The 17,489-nt window shown below is 69.6% G+C and carries 19 protein-coding genes; 10 read left to right on the top strand and 9 right to left on the bottom strand.

The window, feature by feature from the left end:
* Positions 1–2: 2 nt before the first annotated feature.
* The 5 genes from ACFY1P_RS04120 to ACFY1P_RS04100 form a co-directional block, all read right to left on the bottom strand.
* On the bottom strand, positions 3–608 hold the full coding sequence (locus tag ACFY1P_RS04120; RefSeq protein WP_390749615.1) for a DJ-1/PfpI family protein: 606 nt from the start codon (positions 606–608) through the stop codon (positions 3–5).
* Positions 605–1,576, bottom strand: a complete 972-nt coding sequence (locus tag ACFY1P_RS04115; RefSeq protein ID WP_390749614.1) for a GlxA family transcriptional regulator — start codon at positions 1,574–1,576, stop codon at positions 605–607. Before ACFY1P_RS04115 ends, ACFY1P_RS04120 begins: the two co-directional genes overlap by 4 nt.
* Positions 1,577–1,693: 117 nt before the next feature.
* Positions 1,694–2,077: a hypothetical protein gene (locus ACFY1P_RS04110; RefSeq protein ID WP_361520951.1), complete on the bottom strand. Its 384-nt coding sequence runs from the start codon at positions 2,075–2,077 to the stop codon at positions 1,694–1,696.
* 151 nt (positions 2,078–2,228) lie between these two features.
* Positions 2,229–3,362, bottom strand: a complete 1,134-nt coding sequence (locus ACFY1P_RS04105) for an FAD-dependent monooxygenase (protein WP_361520948.1) — start codon at positions 3,360–3,362, stop codon at positions 2,229–2,231.
* Positions 3,363–3,838: 476 nt separating this feature from the next.
* Entirely contained in the window at positions 3,839–4,732 is an 894-nt protein-coding gene (locus tag ACFY1P_RS04100; protein ID WP_390749613.1) for an NADP-dependent oxidoreductase, read from the bottom strand.
* Between the two features lie 70 nt (positions 4,733–4,802).
* Between ACFY1P_RS04100 and ACFY1P_RS04095 the strand changes: the two genes are divergently transcribed.
* From ACFY1P_RS04095 to ACFY1P_RS04070, 6 genes are all read left to right on the top strand, one after another.
* Positions 4,803–5,390, top strand: a complete 588-nt coding sequence (locus tag ACFY1P_RS04095; RefSeq protein WP_361520943.1) for a helix-turn-helix domain-containing protein — start codon at positions 4,803–4,805, stop codon at positions 5,388–5,390.
* A gap of 594 nt (positions 5,391–5,984) precedes the next feature.
* Entirely contained in the window at positions 5,985–6,452 is a 468-nt protein-coding gene (locus tag ACFY1P_RS04090; protein WP_390749612.1) for an NUDIX domain-containing protein, read from the top strand.
* Positions 6,449–8,512 (top strand): ABC transporter ATP-binding protein, encoded by a 2,064-nt coding sequence (locus tag ACFY1P_RS04085; RefSeq protein WP_390749611.1) that lies wholly within the window; start codon positions 6,449–6,451, stop codon positions 8,510–8,512. The genes ACFY1P_RS04090 and ACFY1P_RS04085 overlap by 4 nt, the downstream gene beginning before the upstream one ends.
* On the top strand, positions 8,509–8,679 hold the full coding sequence (locus ACFY1P_RS04080; RefSeq protein WP_390749610.1) for a hypothetical protein: 171 nt from the start codon (positions 8,509–8,511) through the stop codon (positions 8,677–8,679). Before ACFY1P_RS04085 ends, ACFY1P_RS04080 begins: the two co-directional genes overlap by 4 nt.
* On the top strand, positions 8,676–9,857 hold the full coding sequence (locus tag ACFY1P_RS04075; RefSeq protein ID WP_361520933.1) for an NUDIX domain-containing protein: 1,182 nt from the start codon (positions 8,676–8,678) through the stop codon (positions 9,855–9,857). The genes ACFY1P_RS04080 and ACFY1P_RS04075 overlap by 4 nt, the downstream gene beginning before the upstream one ends.
* A 214-nt stretch (positions 9,858–10,071) precedes the next feature.
* Positions 10,072–10,434 carry a cupin domain-containing protein gene (locus ACFY1P_RS04070; RefSeq protein ID WP_361520930.1) on the top strand — a complete coding sequence of 121 codons (363 nt, stop codon included), beginning with the start codon at positions 10,072–10,074 and terminating at the stop codon, positions 10,432–10,434.
* 75 nt (positions 10,435–10,509) lie between these two features.
* Here ACFY1P_RS04070 and ACFY1P_RS04065 read toward each other — a convergent pair whose 3' ends face one another.
* Both ACFY1P_RS04065 and ACFY1P_RS04060 read right to left on the bottom strand, forming a co-directional pair.
* A complete protein-coding gene (locus ACFY1P_RS04065; RefSeq protein WP_390749609.1) occupies positions 10,510–12,012 on the bottom strand; it encodes a carboxylesterase/lipase family protein in 1,503 nt (500 codons plus the stop codon).
* A gap of 190 nt (positions 12,013–12,202) precedes the next feature.
* Positions 12,203–12,835, bottom strand: a complete 633-nt coding sequence (locus ACFY1P_RS04060; RefSeq protein ID WP_361520925.1) for a TetR/AcrR family transcriptional regulator — start codon at positions 12,833–12,835, stop codon at positions 12,203–12,205.
* A 295-nt stretch (positions 12,836–13,130) separates the two neighbouring features.
* On the opposite strand from ACFY1P_RS04060, the gene ACFY1P_RS04055 reads away from it, so the two are divergent.
* The 4 genes from ACFY1P_RS04055 (at position 13,131) to ACFY1P_RS04040 (ending at position 15,925) form a co-directional block, all read left to right on the top strand.
* Positions 13,131–13,697 carry a hypothetical protein gene (locus tag ACFY1P_RS04055; RefSeq protein WP_390749608.1) on the top strand — a complete coding sequence of 189 codons (567 nt, stop codon included), beginning with the start codon at positions 13,131–13,133 and terminating at the stop codon, positions 13,695–13,697.
* Positions 13,698–13,709: 12 nt separating this feature from the next.
* A complete protein-coding gene (locus tag ACFY1P_RS04050; RefSeq protein ID WP_361520920.1) occupies positions 13,710–14,366 on the top strand; it encodes a CatB-related O-acetyltransferase in 657 nt (218 codons plus the stop codon).
* A complete protein-coding gene (locus ACFY1P_RS04045) occupies positions 14,359–15,264 on the top strand; it encodes a virginiamycin B lyase (RefSeq protein WP_361520917.1) in 906 nt (301 codons plus the stop codon). The genes ACFY1P_RS04050 and ACFY1P_RS04045 overlap by 8 nt, the downstream gene beginning before the upstream one ends.
* Positions 15,265–15,463: 199 nt before the next feature.
* Entirely contained in the window at positions 15,464–15,925 is a 462-nt protein-coding gene (locus ACFY1P_RS04040; RefSeq protein ID WP_390749607.1) for an SRPBCC family protein, read from the top strand.
* 34 nt (positions 15,926–15,959) lie between these two features.
* Here ACFY1P_RS04040 and ACFY1P_RS04035 read toward each other — a convergent pair whose 3' ends face one another.
* Positions 15,960–16,733 (bottom strand): SDR family oxidoreductase, encoded by a 774-nt coding sequence (locus ACFY1P_RS04035; protein ID WP_361520912.1) that lies wholly within the window; start codon positions 16,731–16,733, stop codon positions 15,960–15,962.
* 187 nt (positions 16,734–16,920) lie between these two features.
* Positions 16,921–17,199, bottom strand: coding sequence for a hypothetical protein (locus ACFY1P_RS04030; protein WP_390749606.1), 279 nt, complete (start codon positions 17,197–17,199; stop codon positions 16,921–16,923).
* Positions 17,200–17,489: the final 290 nt, after the last annotated feature.

The raw sequence follows: 17,489 nt of genomic DNA, 5'->3' as shown, positions 1-17,489 counted from the left end.
TGTCAGGCGACGACCGGCTCGTCGGCGAGGTAGGGCGGGGCGGGCTCGTACTGGATGTACTGGCGCACGGCTCGGGCGTGGTCACGGCCGTGCAGGCGGCCGATGAGCCACAGGGCCATGTCGATTCCGGCTGAGACGCCCTGACTGGTGACGAGGTTCCCGTCGACGATGTAGCGGGCGTCGCGGACCACGGTGACGTCGCCCCGGGCCTGGAGGGTGTCCTCGAACAGGTAGTGGGTCGCGACCCGGTGGCCGCGTGCCGGACCTGCCTCGTGCAGCAGCAGGGCCCCGGTGCACACGCTGGTGGTCCACGTGGTGTCGGCGGCGGTGGTGCGGATCCAGTCGATGAGCACGGGGTTGGACACTTCGTCGCGGGTCCCGTTGCCACCGGGGACCAGCAGGACGTCCAGCGGAGGGTGGTCGTCCAGGGTGTGGTCCGGCAGGACCCGCATGCCCTTGTTGCAGCGGACGGCGCCGGGGTGTTCGGCGATGAGCAGCGCGGTGTCGGCGTGGTCGCGCAGCATGGAGGAGGCGGTGAACACCTCCCACGGCCCGGCGAAGTCCAGCTCCTCCGCTCCGTCGAAAATCAGTATCCCGTAGGTGGTCATATGTGCTCCTTGGTGGATCGGAAGCGCTCGCGGTAGTCGGACGGTGCGACACTCAGATGCCGGTGAAAGGCGCGGCGGAGTGTCTCCGCGGTGCCGAAGCCGTACCGGCGCGCGATGGTCTCGATGGGGTGGGCGCTCTCGGCGAGCGCCCGCTTGGCCGCCTCGACGCGTACGCCCTCGACGTACGTCCCGGGCGGGATGCCGAGTTCGGCCGTGAACCTGCGCTGGAGGTGGCGGGGACTCAGGCCGGCGTGCGAAGCGAGATCGTTGATGCCGTGCCGGGCACCGGGATCGGAGTGGATCGCCGTGACCGCGGCGCGGATGGGGTCGCTGGCCGGCTGCGCGGACCACAACGCCACGCTGAACTGCGACTGGCTGCCGGGGCGGCGCAGAAATATCACCATCTCCTGCGCGACGGCGTGGGCGACCTCCCGGCCCAGGTCGTCCTCCACCAAGGCGAGTGCGAGGTCCATCCCCGCCGTCACCCCGGCCGACGTCCACACCCGCCCGTCCTTGAGGAAGATCGGATCGCAGTCGACGACCAACTCGGGATGCTCCCGGGTGAGCTGCTCCTCGCGCGCCCAGTGAGTGGTCACCCTGCGCCCGTGCAGCAGCCCGGCGGCGGCCAGCAGGAACACCCCGCTGCACACCGAGGTGACGCGCCGAGCAGTGGCCCCGGCGGTGGCGATCCAACGCGTCAGCGTCGGATCGTGCCGAACCTGGTCGATCCCGTCGCCGCCGGTCACCACCAACGTGTCGATCCCCGCGGGGTCCAGATCAGCTACACCGCAGGGAGCGTGCACGGAAAGACCGCTGCCGGACCGCACGGGGCCCGGCAGCGGTGCGGTGACCTGGCAGGAGTATCCGCCGGCGAGCCGGTCGGCGTGCTGGAACACCTCGTACGGGCCGAAGAGGTCCAGAGGCTGGAAACCCTCGAAGATGACGAAGACGATGCGGCGTTGCTTCACCCCTCCACTCTGTGATCCGGCGCCGGTGGCGTCAACGACGGATATCCCACAGATCGCGCCATGCCCGGAGAGCTGTTGCCTTCTGCCTGCGCATCCGTTCCCCGGTCAGAACCCCGATCACCCGTCCTCGATGTCCGAGATGAGCTTGGTGCTCAGGTCGCTCTGCACCGCCAGCCGGGTGTGCCCGGCGTCCGGGCCGGTGCCCCAAGTGAGCGTGACCGTGGTGAACAGATGTCCGGCACCGGAATCGTGGTAGCGCACCTCCCAATGGGTGGGCACGTCCTGGGCGCGCAGGACTCCGTCGGCGTGGTTGACCTCCTCCCACGCGGTCAGGCGCTGGCGGAAGTCCGCTGTGAGGTAGTGGGTGCGAAGCTCCTGACCCAGATCATCGGTTCCGTCGTAGACGGCGTCGATGTAGGCGCCGTAGAAGTCGGCCACCCGATCGACCGCGGAGTCCGGGCTCCCGCCGCGAACCGCGTCGCCCGACTGATCTCCTGGCATGAATTCCCCCCTGGAACACGTTGTTCAGCCCCCTTGGTGGCTTCCCATGTTCGGCTTGGGGCAGTCCTTTTGAGCTGTAGGAGGCTAAATGTGATGTTCTGGCCATTGGTCACGCTCTGCGGGCCCGCTCAGGGGAGGGGTGGTCGTGATGTCAGCCGTGGCCGAAGTAGTTCTCGAGGGTGATGGCGTTGGCCGCGTGGGCGGTGTCGGCAGGTGTGGCCGTCTTGCCGTCGGCCCTGTCCTGCGCGAGCTGCTGGTTCTCGCGGACGTATTCGCGCATCGCCTGCTGGTAGCGAGCGAAGGCGACACCGTGATCGCCCTGGCTGTTCGCGAGTTCGCCGACGAGGACGTAGGCGCCGACGAGAGCCAGGCTGGTGCCCTGGCCGCTCCGTGGCGAAGCGCAGTAACCCGCGTCGCCGACGAGCACGACCCGCCCGTTCGACCAGTGGTCGAGGCGGACCTGGCTCATCGAGTCGAAGTAGAAGTCCGGTGCGTCCCACATGCTCGCGAGCAGCCGGGGCGTTTCCCAGCCGACACCGGCGAAGCGCCCGGCGAGGATGGTCTTCTGCTGCTCGATATCCCGGTGGCTGTAGTCGAGTTCCGCGGACGGGAACATCAGCATCGCCCGTGCCTCGGCGTTCTGCCGCGCGCTGTAGATGCCGACCAGTGAGTCACCGGCAGTGTGGTACATCTGCCAGTGGTCGAGGTCGAGATAGTTCTTCACGCTGAAGATCGCGAGATAACTACCGAGGAAGTGGATGTACTCCGACTCCGGGCCGAAGGCCAGCCGGCGCACACCGGAGTGCAGTCCGTCGGCGCCGATCACCAGGTCGAAACGGCGCGGCGGGGCGTGCCGGAAGCCGACGTCGACGGCGTCGTCGTCCTGTGTGATGGAGGTGATGACATCACCGAATAAATACTCGGCACCGGAGTGGCCGACGTCGAACAACAGGCTGGTCAAGTCATCGCGCATGACTTCGACATCGTCGTTGTCGATCAACCCACCGGTGAGGGTGGCCTCGGTGGACCTGGTCAACTCCTCACCCTGGCCGTCCACAAATGACATTCCGCGTATGCCGGTCTTCATGGCTCGGATCTCGTCGAGCAGGCCCATGCGTTCCACGATGTGCAGCGCGGCGCCACGGATATCGATGGCCTGCCCGCCCCTGCGTAACTCGGGAGCCCGTTCCATGACCGTGGGCCGGAAACCCGCGTGCTGCAACCAGTGAGCCAGCGCCAGTCCTGTCACGCTCGCTCCGGAGATCAGAACATTCCTGTTTCGCACGACCCTCTCCCAGTGCTGCCAGTGTGCATGCCAGTGACCGAGTTGTCTGTGGTCCGCGGACAACTCGAGTCTTGACACGGAGTGCCTTGACGGCAATGCAAAGTTCGGCAGGTAATAGTTGCGTTCTGAGCAATAGCGGGGGAGGGGCCGGAGCCCGCTCGACGCGCTGCTCCGGGTGCGGAGCACCGCAGCCATGGGCGATCAAGGGCCGGTTGTCAGGGGCGGGACGCAGCGGGCACCGGCTTGACCGCCCCCCCCGCACTGCGAGCATGTGCGGCGTTCCTCGTGGCGGTGGAACGCATCGATGCGCGCGGGAAGTTGTCGCCGCACGTCCTCGTGGACGTATTCCTCGCGATACAGCTCGTGGCCGCACTGCTCGCAGTACCACACGATCGCTTCCGTGACGCCTTGCCGCCATCCAGGAGGGGTTCCCGCTCGCCGGACGGGGCGAGGCCGCCGGTCCCGGTGATCACGCTTCAGACGACTATGACCCGGCGTCCGCGCGTGTGACCGGCATGGCTGTCGATGTGCGCGGCCGCGGCCTCGGCCAGCGCGTACGCCTTCTCGACCGGGATGTGCAGCTTTCCCCGCGAGATGAGGTCGGCGGCCTCGGCGAGGGCTTGTGGCACGTCCCCGGTCACGCCGGAATACCGGGCGCCGAGCTTCGGCGCGCCGAGATCGGCGATGGAGATCACCTTCCGTGGGGCGCCGGTCAGTTCGACGAGCTCGCGGATCACGCCCGAGCCGGCCAGATCGAGAGCCGCGTCGACCTGGCCGAGCTGCCGCACCCGGTCGGCCCAGCCCTCGCCGTACGTCGTGGCGAGGGCGCCCAGGCCGCGCAGATAGTCCTGGTTCGCGGCGCCGGCCGTGCCGATCACCGTGATGCCGCGGTCGCGGGCGATCTGCAGCGCCGCCGATCCGACGCCCCCGGACGCGCCGCTGACCAGCAGCGTCTGTCCGGGCCGCACACCGACTTCGCGGATGATGCGCAGCGCGGTCTCCACCACGGAGGGATACCCGGCCGCCTCCTCGAACGTCAGGCTCTCGGGCTTACGGGACCAGGCCGACAGCACGGCGAACTCGGCATAGGTGCTTGCCCCTCGCCCGAACACGTGGTCGCCGATCCCGACCCCTTCGACGCCCTCGCCGACCTCGTCCACCACCCCGGCGGCGTCCTGCCCGATGCCGGCGGGCAATGCGATCGGGCGGACCTTCTGGAACTGGCCTTCGCGGATCCTCCAGTCGACAGGGTTCACGCCCGCCGCGCGCACGGCGATGCGTATGTGGCCGGGGCCCGCGTGGGGCTCCTCGGCGTCGGTGAGTTGCAGAACGTCGGGGCCGCCGAACTCGGCGAAGCTCACTCTCTTCATGAGCCCGAACGTAGCACTAACCGTTAGTGTTTAGAAACAGCTACGGCTTTGTATTTGGTAGTGTCACGACATGACCGTGCAGCCCGGACGTCGTGAGCGTAAGAAGGCCGCGACCCGCCAGAAGATCGCCGACACCGCCCTGCGGCTGTTCCTGGAGCGCGGGTACGACGCGGTGGGCATCCGCGACGTGGCCGCCGAGGCCGACGTGGCCGTCACCACGCTCTTCTCCCACTTCGCCTCGAAAGAGGCCCTGGTGTTCGAGCAGGACGAAGACTTCGAGCAACGCCTCACGCAGGCGGCCACCGACCGGGCGCCGCACGAACCGCTCGTCCCCGCGCTGCGCCGCGAGGTCCATGCCTTGGTGCGGCACTGCACGGCGGACGGTGCCGCTCCGGTCTGGCGCATGATCGAGGAATCACCCGCTCTGCGGGAGTACGAGGAGTCGATGAGGCTGCGTCACGCGGAGTCGCTGGCAACGGCCATCGCCGCCGCCCCCGACCTGCCGCAGACCACAACGGCCTGCCGGGCGCTCGCGAGGTTCGTGATCGACGCCTATTCGCTGGCCCGCGAGGCGGCCGATCCGGAAGCCGCGGTGGACGAGATCTTCCGGATGATCGAGGCGGCCTGGGAGGTCACCCGCCCTGCTCGGCGGGCATGACGAACTTCAGGTAGGGCAGCAGCCCGTCGGGCTGCGGAGCACTTCTCGCAGGAGCGGCAGCACGCGAGCCGGCAACTCCCGCCCCACGGTGCGACGATGCGCCCGGGGGCGGTGAAGGCCGCGCTCCATCGGCCGTACGCGCTCCATCACGCGCTGCCCGTCGTGCACGTCCAGCAGCTGGAGGCCTCCAGCATGAGCGATGGCATGTCCGGACTCCATCACCCGGCCGGCTGCAAACTCACCGCCCCCGCCGTCCGCAACCCCCGGGCGAGGGCTGTTCCCTCGCGCAACGCAACCCCCGGAACGGGTGACCGGCCACGGCCGGGTGAATCGCACAAGCCTGCCGCGAGCTTCTGCCTTGCGCTCGCAGGCTGATTGACGCAATACCGAACTTACGCGCGACGAAACGCCCTCCGGGGGCCGTGACGGACCCGATCGGGGGTCGTTTTTCCGATCACTCGTCCGATCCGCGCGTCAAAGAGGAGGCGTAGTGCATCACCGCCACACCCGCCGCACGAACAGCACGAGGGTGCCGTTGCCGTTCGAACGCAGGCCCTTCGCAGCCCCCACCCGCAACCCCAAGGGGAGGTCTGTATGACTCACGGAACGACCCGCTACCGGAGCGTGGTCGACGTCATGGCCCTCCTGCACCGCGCCGACGGCCGCGTCCTGCTGCTCCGGCGAGCCGGACAGGTCTACGCGTCCGGGCAACTGTGCCCGCCCGGCGGGCACCTGGAGGACGGCGAGCCCGTCACCGGCGGTGCCCTCCGCGAGACCGCCGAGGAGGTCGGCGTCACCGTCGCGCCGTCGGATCTGGAGTTCTGCCACCTGATCCATCACCGCAACCCTGACGGCGAGGCCCGCTTGGGCGTGGTGTTCACCGCGCGGCGGTGGACGGGCCGGCCGTCCATCCGCGAGCCTGAGAAGTGCTCGCAGCTGGTGTGGGCGGACCCCGCGCGGCCCCCGGCGGACTGCGTGCCGTACACCGCCGCCGTCCTGAAGCGGTTCTGCGCCGGGGACCCGCTCTCCGAGCACGGCTGGCCCGCGGGAGGTCGTGGGTGAGCGAAGCACCGCGACCGAAGGGCCACTTCGGGCCCTTCCTGCTGCCCATCGTGCGGATCTTCCCTCTCGGAGGTGTGGTGTTCAGCCTGTTCAGGAAGCCGGTCGGCGGGCCGGCTCTCTCCCGCAGTGAACAGCTCCTGTTCAGCGGCGCGTTGAGGCACGACCGGTCATGGGCGCAGTACGAGAACCCGTTGCTGAGGGTGTCGTTCTGGTCGATGGCGAAGCAGTTCCCGGCGATGATGGCGATCGTCGCGCGCGCCGCGTGGCGTGAGGACCGCCGGGCCTTGCTGGTGCTGCTCGCAGCGGAACTGGGCATCGGGCTGATGCGGGCCTTCACGCTCGTGGCCACCAACCACATTCTCGTAGCGATCTTCTCCGCCGGTCCGACCACCGACCGGCTCGTGGACGCCGCCCCCGCCCTCGGCGCGGCAGCCGCGGTGACGATGGCGTCGTCGTTGCTGTCCGCGGTGAGCGTGGCGGCGTCCGGGCGCCTGGAGCCGAAGATCGAACGGGCCTGCACGGCGCGGTACTACCGGGGCCTGGCCCGCGTGGAGCTCGCGACGCTGGAGAACAAGGAAACCCAGCGAGCCCTGGACGCCGGCCGCTACGGCATCCGCTCCATCCGCTCCATGCTCGGCTCGACCATCCAGGTCATCGACACCGTCATCGGCCTGGTGGCGGCGGCCGGGGTGCTGATGCTCCTGCACCCCGGCCTCGTGGCCGCGCTGCTGCTGATCGCGGCGCCCAAGGCGTGGGGCGCGGTGGCGGTCGTCCGCCGGAACTACGCCTCGCGCCGCGTCTGGCTCGACCACGTCCGGGCGACCGACATGATCACCTATCAGCTCGCCCGCCCCGAGGCCGGCCCGGAGGTCAAGGCACACAAGGCCGGTGATCTCCTGGCGGGAGCCTACGAGGACATGGCCGCCACCTCGGCCCTGGAGAAACAGCGCCTCGCCTATGCCGAAGCCGGCACCGACCTCGCGGCCTCGGCACTGTCCGGAGCGGCCGCACTCATCTCCTACGGAGCGCTGTGGGCGTTGCTGTGGTACGGCGACATCCCGCTGGCGGCCGCCGGTACCGCCGTGCTCGCGGTGCGGACCTCGAGCCAGAACCTCACCGGCCTGGTGATGACCATGAACCGGCTCTACGAGGAGTCGATGTACCTCGCCGACCTGGAGACCTCCTACGAGCTGGCCGACCGTCACGCCATCCCCTCCGGCGGGCTTCCCCTGCCCGAGGGCCCGGTCGAGGTGCGCTGCGAGAACGTCACGTTCTCCTACCCGGATGCCAAGCTGCCGGCCCTGGAAGAGGTCTCCTTGACCATCCCCGCGGGGAAGGTGGTGGCCCTGGTCGGCGAGAACGGCAGCGGCAAGACGACACTGTCCAAACTCGTCGCCGGCCTGTACCTCCCCTCGCAGGGCCAGGTCTTCTTCAACGGCGTCGACGTACGCCAGGCCGACCGCGACGCCGTCTTCAGCCAAGTGGCGCTGCTGTGCCAGGACTTCCCCCACTGGTCCATGACCGCACGGGCCAACATCCACATCGGCCGCCCCGACCAGGAGCCCGACCAGCGCCGCATCGAGCAGGCCGCCGTCGACGCCGATGCTCTCGACGTCGTCGACTCACTGCCCGACCGGTGGGACAGCATCGTCGTCAGCGGGTTCGAGCGCAGCACCCAGCTCTCCGGCGGACAGTGGCAGCGCCTGGGCAGCGCCCGGGCCCGCTACCGCCGGGCCCCACTGATGATCGTCGACGAGCCGACCTCCGCCCTGGACCCGAAAGCCGAGATCGAAGCCTTCCAGGCCCTGCGGTCGCTGGCCGACGACGGCACGACGGTGCTGCTCATCACCCACCGGCTCGCGGCCACCGCGGCCGCCGACCTGATCTACGTCCTCCACGACGGGCGCCTGATCGAGCAAGGCAGCCACGCCGACCTCATGGCCCTCGGCCAAGGCCACTACCGAACGCTGTACGAGATGCAGGCCCGGCAGTACCAGGACGCCCCGGTGCCGGGGCCGCGCCGGCGGACCGACACCATGAGGAACGGTGGTAAGCAGTGAGCGGCGCGGCGACGGAACGGAACCTGTGGCGGCACGGGGACCTCGCCCGGTACTGGTCCGCGTGCGCGGCCGGCGCCGGGGGCAGCGGCGTCAGCTCGGCCGCTCTGCCGTCGATCGCCGTCGTCTCCCTGGACGACACCGGTACCGAGACGAGGGGATGTCGATGAGCGACATGACCGCCCGCCAGGTGTGGACCGACTTCGGGCGCTTCCACCTCGACCGCGGGAGCAACCCGCCCGAACCCGACCGCATGGACTGGGGATTCTGGGGTGAGGGGCCCGGCGACGAAGTCCTCGGCGACCTCGCCGGCCGCCGGGTGCTCGACATCGGCAGCGGCACCGGCCGCTACGCCGTGCACCTGGCCCGCGCCTACGGTGCGGTCGTCGACGCGGTCGACGGCTCACCCACCCAGCACCAGCGGGCACTCGACCGCTACGGCGCGGGCGAACCGGGCGTGCGCTTCGTGCCGGCCGACATCCTGGATCACCTTCAGCGGGAGGAGGAGCCGTACGACGTCGCGTACGCGATGCACGCCTTCGGCTTCATCGACCCGCACCGGCTCCTCCCGGCGCTCGCCTCCCGTATCCGGCCCGGTGGCCGCCTGGTGTTCTCGGTTCTGCACACCAACCGGGACGGCCTCGGCCCGTCCCCGACGGTGGGACCGCGTCCCGAAGGAGTGCGCCTGGCCAACGCGGGCATGCTCACGACCCCGATGTGGGTCCTCACCCCAGCCCTGTGGGAGGACCTGCTCGTCGAGGCCGGGTTCCTCGTCGAGAACGCCACCCTTCTGCCGTCGCCGGTGGACGACGACCCGGTGGTCTGTCTGTTGGTCACCGCGCGTCGGCAGCAGACCGTTCCGCGTGCCCGGGTGGCCAGCCGGCAGCGCGGTACGAACCCGCCCGTCGCTCAGAGCGCCCTCGGGGTGTGCGTGATCGTCACCGATGCCGACGGCCGGGTCCTGCTGGGCCTGCACCGGTCCGGGGTCTGGGAGTGTCCCGGCGGCAAGGCCGACCCGGGGGAGTCCATCGAGGAGACCGCGGTCCGTGAGCTGGGGGAGGAGACCTCGCTGTCCGCGCGCGTGGAGGACGTGGAGGTGATCGCGCTGCTGCTGGACGAGCTCGGCGGCATGAACCGGGTGACCGCCGTCGCCGTCGTCACCGCTCACACGGGGACCCCGGTGGCAGCGGAGCCGGAGCTGGTGAGCCGGTGGGAGTGGGCGGAGCCGGACGCGCTGCCAGGGCCGCTCTTCGTACCGTCCGCCCAGGGCCTTCGCGCGTGGCGGCCGGAGCTGCCTGTCGACCACCCGAAGGCCCATGTCTACGGGATCACGTCGACGCGGGCATAACCGGGGCCGGGTACGGGTTTGCGGGCGAGGGCCCAGTGCGAAGGCGCTGGGCCCTCGCCCGCTCGGATGGGCCCTTGGCAGGCAGTCTGGTCACCGAAGCCGGCGGGCGCTGACCATTCAGAGTGTTACGCAACGTAGTCGACAGTGGCGGAGGGTGTCACCGTCTGCGACTAAAATGGACTCTGCTGACCCCGAACACCGCACTGGAGGCGCCATGTCTGGTCTGATCCGGGTGAGCTTCGACAGCCCCGACGAAACGCGGCCGTTCGAAGAGGGCAAGGGGAAGCTCCAGGTCATCAATTCCGAAGCCGGCACGGTCGGCCGGGCGACATTCGAGCCGGGCTGGCAGTGGTCCAAGCACGTCAAGCCACTCGCCGGGACCGACAGCTGCCAGGCCGCGCATGTCGCGTACTTCGTCGCCGGCAGCATGAAGGTCGTCATGGACGACGGTGAGGAGAGCGAGTTCGGGCCGGGCGACTTGATGGTCTGCCCGCCCGGTCACGATGCCTGGGTCCTCGGTGACGAACCGTGCGTCGTCGTCGACTGGCAGGGCTACGGCGATTACGCCAAGAAGTAGGAGCTGCGGTGGCGGGCCGGGTCGTCGGCGCCGAACGACGAGGCCGGCGGCCCGGCACGAGCCGAGTCGCAAGGTTCAGGGGCGAAGGGGCGAGAAGTCCGCGTGGCGCCACAGCGCGCGGGCCGCGGTGTTGTTCTGTGCCCCGGTAAGGCTGTCCGCAGTGTCCCAGACATGAGGGGGCGCCGGGCCGTCGAGGGGAGACCACCCGGGCGTACCAGCGGTGGCGAAGCTGACCCACGCCTTCATCATGCGCTGTGACAGCTCATGATCTGCGGCATTGGGCGGGCCTCCGATGAGGAACTCGACGCTTTCGTGGGTGAGGTTGCCGAAGGCGAAGGGGACGTCAGCGCAGTGCCAGGCGCGTACCACGCCCTCGGGGCTCTCGCGGTGGCGGGCGAAGCAGGACGTGAACACCCGGGCGCCGGCTTGGGCGTGCCGCTCTGCCAGTTGGCTGGTGTACGCACTGAACAGCAGGTCGCCGGAGATCGCAAGGTAGAGGTCGTGGACAGGGGAGTCGGGCATCAGCTCCCGGTAGCGCGGTACCACGTCAGCGGGGAGGCGGAAGGCCTGGGCGAAGTCGGCCAGTTGCTCGTCGGACGTGACTTTCGCGCTGCTTCCGACGGCGTCCATCAGCCAGAACTCCTGAGTGGTGTGGGACACCAGAAGATCCACCGCCTCTGAGCCTCCGGCTGCCGTCGCGGACAGCGGGTCGTCGGGCAGGATGTCTCCGTCGACGACCGGACCGTAGATCACAGGGTTGTAGTGGCGGGGCCCGGAATCCGGATCTTGCCGGTAATCGTCGACGACACGATCGGAGGCCGCGACCAGTGCCTGCGGGGTCGCGGACGTCAGATGCGTGGAGGTGGCGGGGATGCCGGCCGCCGCAGCGACCTTCCGGGTCGTCTCAGCCGCGAGTTCCATCGAGTAGCAAGGACCGACGGCGCTATGGGCGATGACGCGGCGGAACAGTCCGCGCGCCCGCTCCATCACCATCAGGCAGGCAGCCGAGGTCGCCCCGGAGGACTGCCCCGCGACCGTGACGTCGGCCGGGTCGCCATCGAAGGCGGAGATGTTCTCGCGTACCCACCGCAACGCGGCGATCTGGTCGAGCAGGCCCCGGTTCTCCGGGTACGACGGCTCGGCACCGGGCGGAATGTGACCGAAGCCTTCGAAGCCGAGCCGGTAGTTGAAGGTCACCACCACCAGTCCGGCATCGGCCAGGGCGGTACCGTCGAAGTCGGGCTGCGCGGAGGAGCCGAAGGTGTAGGCGCCACCGTGGATCCAGACCAGAACCGGCGCCGGGCCACTGCCGGTTGCCGGAGTCCAGACGTTGAGCGTGAGGATGTCCTCGCCGCCGGGCGACCAGAACGGCGCCCCCGGAAGCCGCGCCGACTGCGGGGCTATCGGTCCGAATTCCTGGCATTCACGAACACCTTCCCACGCCTGAACGGGACGCGGCTCCCTGAAACGGTTGACCCCAAAAGGCGCGGCAGCATAGGGAATTCCGAGGAACGCCACGATCTCGGGGGCCGTCCGCCGGCCCCGTACCAAACCGGCTTTCGTTCTGCGGACATCCACGGCTTTCCTCCATCGCAGGGGAGACAGTCGACTGCCCGGAGTGACATCAACCCGGGCTTTCCCTCGAAAACAGCTCCCAGCCTGCCAGGATGGCGGAGTCCGGCACCAGCACCGGATTCTGCCTGGTTGACACACCGGCGGCGCGGCCGAGGAAGCGTCGCCCATCCTGGGCGGAAAGTCATGTGCGTGGCTACTGTGCAGAGTTCGGGCTCGTGTCCGCTCCGGTCGGTGCGGAGTCGGTGAGCCAGCCGTGCAGCGTCGTCTCCAGGAGGGTGTCGACGTAGGCGGGGCCGGTGGGTTTGCGGACGAGCAGCAGGGCGTAATAGAGCGCCCCGTACATCAGGTCGATGAGGACGTGCGGGTCCCGGCTGGGATCGAGTTGGCCCTGAGCCTGGGCCGCGCGCAGACGCTCGGCGGCGGCTTCCTCCAGGGGGCTGATGAAGCGGTCGAAAACGGCCTGGGCGAGCTCGGGGTGGTGCTGGGCCTCGCCGATCAGCGCCGTGTAGTGCGGCCAGAGCTCCGGGCCGCCGATGCTGGCGACGGCGGCGTTCATCTGGCTGCGGAGGTCGGCCACGACGTCGCCGGTGTCGGGGAAGGGAGCCGCATCGACGGTCTGTTCCAGGAAGGCGTCCAGCAGCAGGGCTCCCTTGGAGGGCCACCAGCGGTAGATGGTTGCCTTGCTCGCGCCCGCCCGGGTGGCGATGGCGTCCATGGTGACCTTCGGGTACCCGACTTCCTTGCAGAGCTCCAGGGCTGCCGCGGTGATCGCCCGGGCGGACCGTTCGCTGCGTCGGGACGGGGTGGGCGGGCGGAGCTGAGTCACTCGCTGATGCTAGCGCGTCGAAACGAAACGAATCGTTTTGACAACGGGCGCGCGAGGGCTGCATGATCCACACCACGTCGAAACGAAACGAGTCGTTTCGGCTGGTGGGGGGCCTCCGTGGGGGGGGGCTGCGGGTGTCGGCGTTCCTGCTCCGACGAGCCGGGTTTCCAGCGGCGGCGAGGACTGGTTCCGGGACGCGCTCGACGTCCCGGAACCAGTGCCGGAGCGGCCGAAGTCGCGTACCTGGACGTTCTGGTTCCGGCCCATCAGTTGTTGATCAAGGGGGAGATGCACCATGACCTATGTTGTCACGTTCCTGCCATGGATCGTCTACGCGGTCCTGCCGTCCGGACAGTGGCAGTGGGCCGCGTTGGCCGGCCTGGTCGTGGCAGTCGGTGTCATCGTGAGACAGCGGTCCGCCGGGTACGGACCGGACGCGCTGTTCATCGAGTCCGGGTCGGCCGCGTTCTTCGCCGTGCTCGCCGCGGTGGCCTTCGCCGACCCCGACTCGGCCCTGCACCCGTATTCGGCCGCGTTGTCCTCGGCGGTCCTCGCCCTGATCGCGGGAGTCTCGCTGCTGGCCGGCAAGCCGTTCACCCTCGGCATCGCCAAGCAGTCCACCCCGCGGGAGGTCTGGGGCCGGCCGCTGTTCGTGCGGACCAACACCGTCATCACCGCCGTCTGGACCCTCGCGTTCGCGGTGAGCGCATCCCTTCTGGCGCTCCTCGCACACGCGGGCCAAGGCCACTCGACCACCGCTACCGCGGTCCAGGTCATCGGCTTCGTCGGCCCGATGATGTTCACCAAGCGGTACGTCGCCACCATCCAGACCCGGGCTGCCCGGACCGCCTCACACTCCTAGGAACGCCGCCCCATGACCGCACATATCCCCGACCCCGCGACCCTGTACCCCGTACCCGGACACGACCGGGTGGTCCTCCTCCGCTCGCTGGTCAGCGACCCGCGGATCGAGGTCGGCGAGTACACGTACTATGACGACCCGGACGGCGCGACCGAGTTCGAGCGCCGCAACGTGCTGTACGGCTACGGCCCGGAGCGACTGGTGATCGGCAAGTACTGCGCGATCGCCGCTGGCACTCGTTTCCTGATGGCCGGTGCGGCGCACCCGACGATGGGCGTGTCCACCTTTCCTTTCACCATGTTCGGCGGCACGTGGGCGGAACGGACCCTCGACCTGGTCACCGACATGCCCAGCCGCGGCGACACTGTCATCGGCAACGATGTCTGGATCGGCTACGAGGCGCTGATCATGCCGGGTGTGCGGATCGGGGACGGTGCCATCATCGCGGCAGGCTCGGTGGTCACGGCCGACGTCGAGCCGTACGCGGTGGTCGGCGGGAACCCCGCCCGGCCGATCCGCCGCCGCTACGAGGACGCCGAGGTGGAGCATCTGATGCGGGCCGCGTGGTGGGACTGGCCGGTGGAGCAGGTCACGGAGCACGTCCGGACCATCATGACGGGCACGCCCGCCGAGATCGAGGAGATCGCCCGGAGGATCTCGCATGTCTGATGCGCTCGCCACCCTCACCCAGACAGCTGTCGGTGACGACGGGGGCGGCCCGTACGCCATCGCCGTCGGTCCCGACAACGCGCTCTGGTGCACCCTGGTCCACGCGGGGCAGATCGCGCGCCTCGCCCCCGACGGCCGGCTCGACCGCTTCCCGCTCGACTCCGCGTCCTGCGGTCCGTCGGTCATCACCGCCGGGCCGGACGGGGCCCTGTGGTTCACCCGCTCCCAGGACGACCGGATCGGGCGGATCAACGTGGACGGCCGGGCCACCTCTTTCCCCGTCCCGCAGGCAGGCGGCGGTCCGTTCGGGATCGTCGCCGCCCCCGACGGTGCCCTCTGGTTCACGCAGCTTCACGGTGACCGGATCGGGCGGATCACGGTGGACGGCCAGGTGACGGAATTCCCGCTGCCGGTGAGCGGCGCCTTCCCGTCCGGCATCACGGTCGGCCCGGACAACGCGCTCTGGTTCACCCTCAACCAGGCGGACGCCGTGGGCCGTATGCGGATGGACGGAGACGTCACGATCCACCCGCTGCCGACGCGGCAGGCCGCGCCGGTCGGCATCACCTGCGGCGTGGACGGTGCGCTCTGGTTCGTCGAAATCGGCGCCGGGCAGATCGGGCGCATCGGTACCGACGGGCACACCGACGAGTTCCCGCTGCCGGACCGCGGCAGCCGGCCGCACGCCATTGCCGCGGATCCGGTGCGGGGCGGCTGCTGGTTCACCGAGTGGGGGTCCGGGCGCGTCGGGTTCATCACGCCGGCCGGAGAGATCTCGGAGTACGACCTGCCGGACCCCGGCTCCGAGCCGCACGGCCTCGCGGTGGGACCCGACGGCGCTGTGCACGTCGCTCTGGAGACCGGGGCGATCCTTCACCTGGAACCGCATCCGGGCTGAGGACGAATACGGCGGACAGATCGATCCCGGCGGGCGGCCTTCGGTGTCCGTCGTCGGTGGCCTGACAGCCAAGCGCGGCCTGGATCCCGGTGTTCTCTCAGCCACTCGCGCATAAGCGGGCGAAAAGGGGTACCCGCACCACCGCAACGAGAGTGCGGCGGGTGCACCGTCGCTCCACGACCAGAGCGAGGAGTCCCTGATGACCACCGTCAAGGAAGCCGTAGAAGTCGATGTGCCCCTCCACACCGCGTACGACCAGTGGACGCAGTTCGAGGAGTTCCCGAACTTCATGGAAGGGGTCGAGCGGGTCCGCCAGCTCGACGCCCGGCACAATCACTGGACCACGAAGATCGGTGGCGTACGGCGGGAATTCGACACCGAGATCGTCGACCAGCTCCCCGACGAGCGGATCACCTGGCGGACCGTCGACGGCGACACCCGGCAGAAGGGGACGGTGTCCTTCCGGCGGGTGGACGACGCGCACACCCGCGTGGAACTGGTGATGGACGTCGAGCCGAGCGGAGTCGCGGAGAAGGCCGCCGACCTGACCGGCACCATCGACCGGCGGGTCAAGGGCGACATGCGGCGCTTCAAGGAGTTCATCGAGAACCGCGGCAGCGAGACCGGAGCCTGGCGCGGCCGCATCCGGCCTGGAGGCTGAGCCGGAAGGCGCTTCCCGTTCCCCGCGTGAGTGGTCAGAACATGCGTGGTTGTCCGTTGGAAGCGCTGAGTCCGCCGTCGACGGGAATGTGGGCGCCGTTGACGAAGCGGGCGTCGGAGCTGGCCAGGAAGGCGATGGCATCGGCGACTTCGGCCGGTTCGGCGGGGCGCTGCATGGGGATGCGCTGACGGAACGCCGCCAGCATGTTCTCGTTCTCGACGACGGGCGCGGCCACCGGAGTGCGGGTGAGGCTCGGGTGTACGGCATTGACGCGTACGCCCTCGTGGCCGTGGTCGAGCGCCATGGCGTTGGTGAGGTTGACCAGCGCCCCCTTGGCGGCGTTGTAGGCGGCCAGGCCCCAGTCCGCGCCGAGCCCGGACACCGAGCCGACGTTGACGACGCAGCCCCCGACGCGACGCAGATGAGGCAGCGCGGCCCTGGAGGCGAAGAAGACGCCGTCGACATCCACCGCGAAGACGTGGCGCCAGCTGGCGGTGTCGGTCTGCTCGACGGTTCCGGGCACGCCCACGCCCGCGTTGTTGACCAGCACGTCCAGCCGGCCGTACTCCTCGGCCACGCTCGCGATCAGCGCGGTGATGGAGGACTCGTCGGAGACGTCCGCGACGCGTGTGACGATCGTCGAACCGGCCGGAGCGGCGTCGGCGGCCGCCTTGAGCCTGTCCTCGGTCCGCCCGACAGCGACCACCGTGGCGCCTTCGCACCCGAGGCGATACGCGGTGGCGGCGCCGATGCCCGACCCACCACCGGTGACGACAGCGACCTTGCCGGCGAATCGATACCTGTCCACCGTCACTCCTCACGGGTAGGTGATTGCGTGTCCTATCACGGTCTGGAAGCGGGCGCCAGACCTGACGAACCACCGGACGCCTTGCGCCAGTTCACCTGCCTGCTACGGAAGGCGGCGCCGTCGAGCCCGTGGGTGCTCGGCGCGGCCTGAGGCACCTGAGGCAAGGGATCGCCCGCTCCCTCCCACGTCATGCCGTGATGGTGACCGTCATGCCGGCCGAGACGCTCCACCGGCCGTCGGCGTGGCCGACGGCGTAACTCACCCGGACCCTGCCGGGTGTGGGCCAGGGCAGGTGGAAGAGGGCGCTCGCGCCCACCGCGGAGGGAGCGACGAGCCGGGTGTCGACCAATGAGGTGCGCAGGACGCCGGTGTCCCAGCGCAGGCGCACCTCGTCCCCGGCGGACATGCCCGCGTACGGGCCGATCCGCACGACGAGCCGGGGTGCGCCGGCACCTGTGGTGATCACGCCGTTCCTCTCCCCTTCCACCTCGGGTGGGACGAGCGGCTGTGCGTCCATTCTTCAGGACCTCCCATGGTCCGTCATCCGTCCGCCGGGCAGTGGCCGACCCGGCCCAGGGGCCATCGTCCCCTGCCCGGCCGATCCGTACACGTCACGTTTTCCCCACGTTCATGAGCATGCGTGGAGCCCGAGCGAGGCACGGTCGCATGGGGCGGCAGCGTAATCGCAACTCCCGGTCGGCCGAAGCCTCTGTAGCCTGCTGTCATGTCGCCGGGGGAGCGCCGTGATGCCAATGG

The sequence above is a fragment of the Streptomyces sp. NPDC001407 genome, assembly GCF_042895325.1.
In the GTDB taxonomy this organism is placed as follows: Bacteria; Actinomycetota; Actinomycetes; order Streptomycetales; family Streptomycetaceae; genus Streptomyces.
The sequence above is the reverse complement of the archived record's forward strand: the minus strand, read 5'-3'. Positions and strand labels throughout refer to the sequence as shown.

What these genes read in the sequence shown, in the direction of transcription:
- ACFY1P_RS04100 (WP_390749613.1), bottom strand. Translation starts at nt 4,732, where the DNA reads ATGAAGAGAGTGAGCTTCGCCGAGTTCGGCGGCCCCGACGTTCTGCAA.
- ACFY1P_RS04110 (WP_361520951.1), bottom strand. Translation starts at nt 2,077, where the DNA reads ATGCCAGGAGATCAGTCGGGCGACGCGGTTCGCGGCGGGAGCCCGGAC.
- ACFY1P_RS04070 (WP_361520930.1), top strand. Translation starts at nt 10,072, where the DNA reads ATGTCTGGTCTGATCCGGGTGAGCTTCGACAGCCCCGACGAAACGCGG.
- ACFY1P_RS04055 (WP_390749608.1), top strand. Translation starts at nt 13,131, where the DNA reads ATGACCTATGTTGTCACGTTCCTGCCATGGATCGTCTACGCGGTCCTG.
- ACFY1P_RS04090 (WP_390749612.1), top strand. Translation starts at nt 5,985, where the DNA reads ATGACTCACGGAACGACCCGCTACCGGAGCGTGGTCGACGTCATGGCC.
- ACFY1P_RS04075 (WP_361520933.1), top strand. Translation starts at nt 8,676, where the DNA reads ATGAGCGACATGACCGCCCGCCAGGTGTGGACCGACTTCGGGCGCTTC.
- ACFY1P_RS04045 (WP_361520917.1), top strand. Translation starts at nt 14,359, where the DNA reads ATGTCTGATGCGCTCGCCACCCTCACCCAGACAGCTGTCGGTGACGAC.
- ACFY1P_RS04050 (WP_361520920.1), top strand. Translation starts at nt 13,710, where the DNA reads ATGACCGCACATATCCCCGACCCCGCGACCCTGTACCCCGTACCCGGA.
- ACFY1P_RS04095 (WP_361520943.1), top strand. Translation starts at nt 4,803, where the DNA reads ATGACCGTGCAGCCCGGACGTCGTGAGCGTAAGAAGGCCGCGACCCGC.
- ACFY1P_RS04120 (WP_390749615.1), bottom strand. Translation starts at nt 608, where the DNA reads ATGACCACCTACGGGATACTGATTTTCGACGGAGCGGAGGAGCTGGAC.
- ACFY1P_RS04040 (WP_390749607.1), top strand. Translation starts at nt 15,464, where the DNA reads ATGACCACCGTCAAGGAAGCCGTAGAAGTCGATGTGCCCCTCCACACC.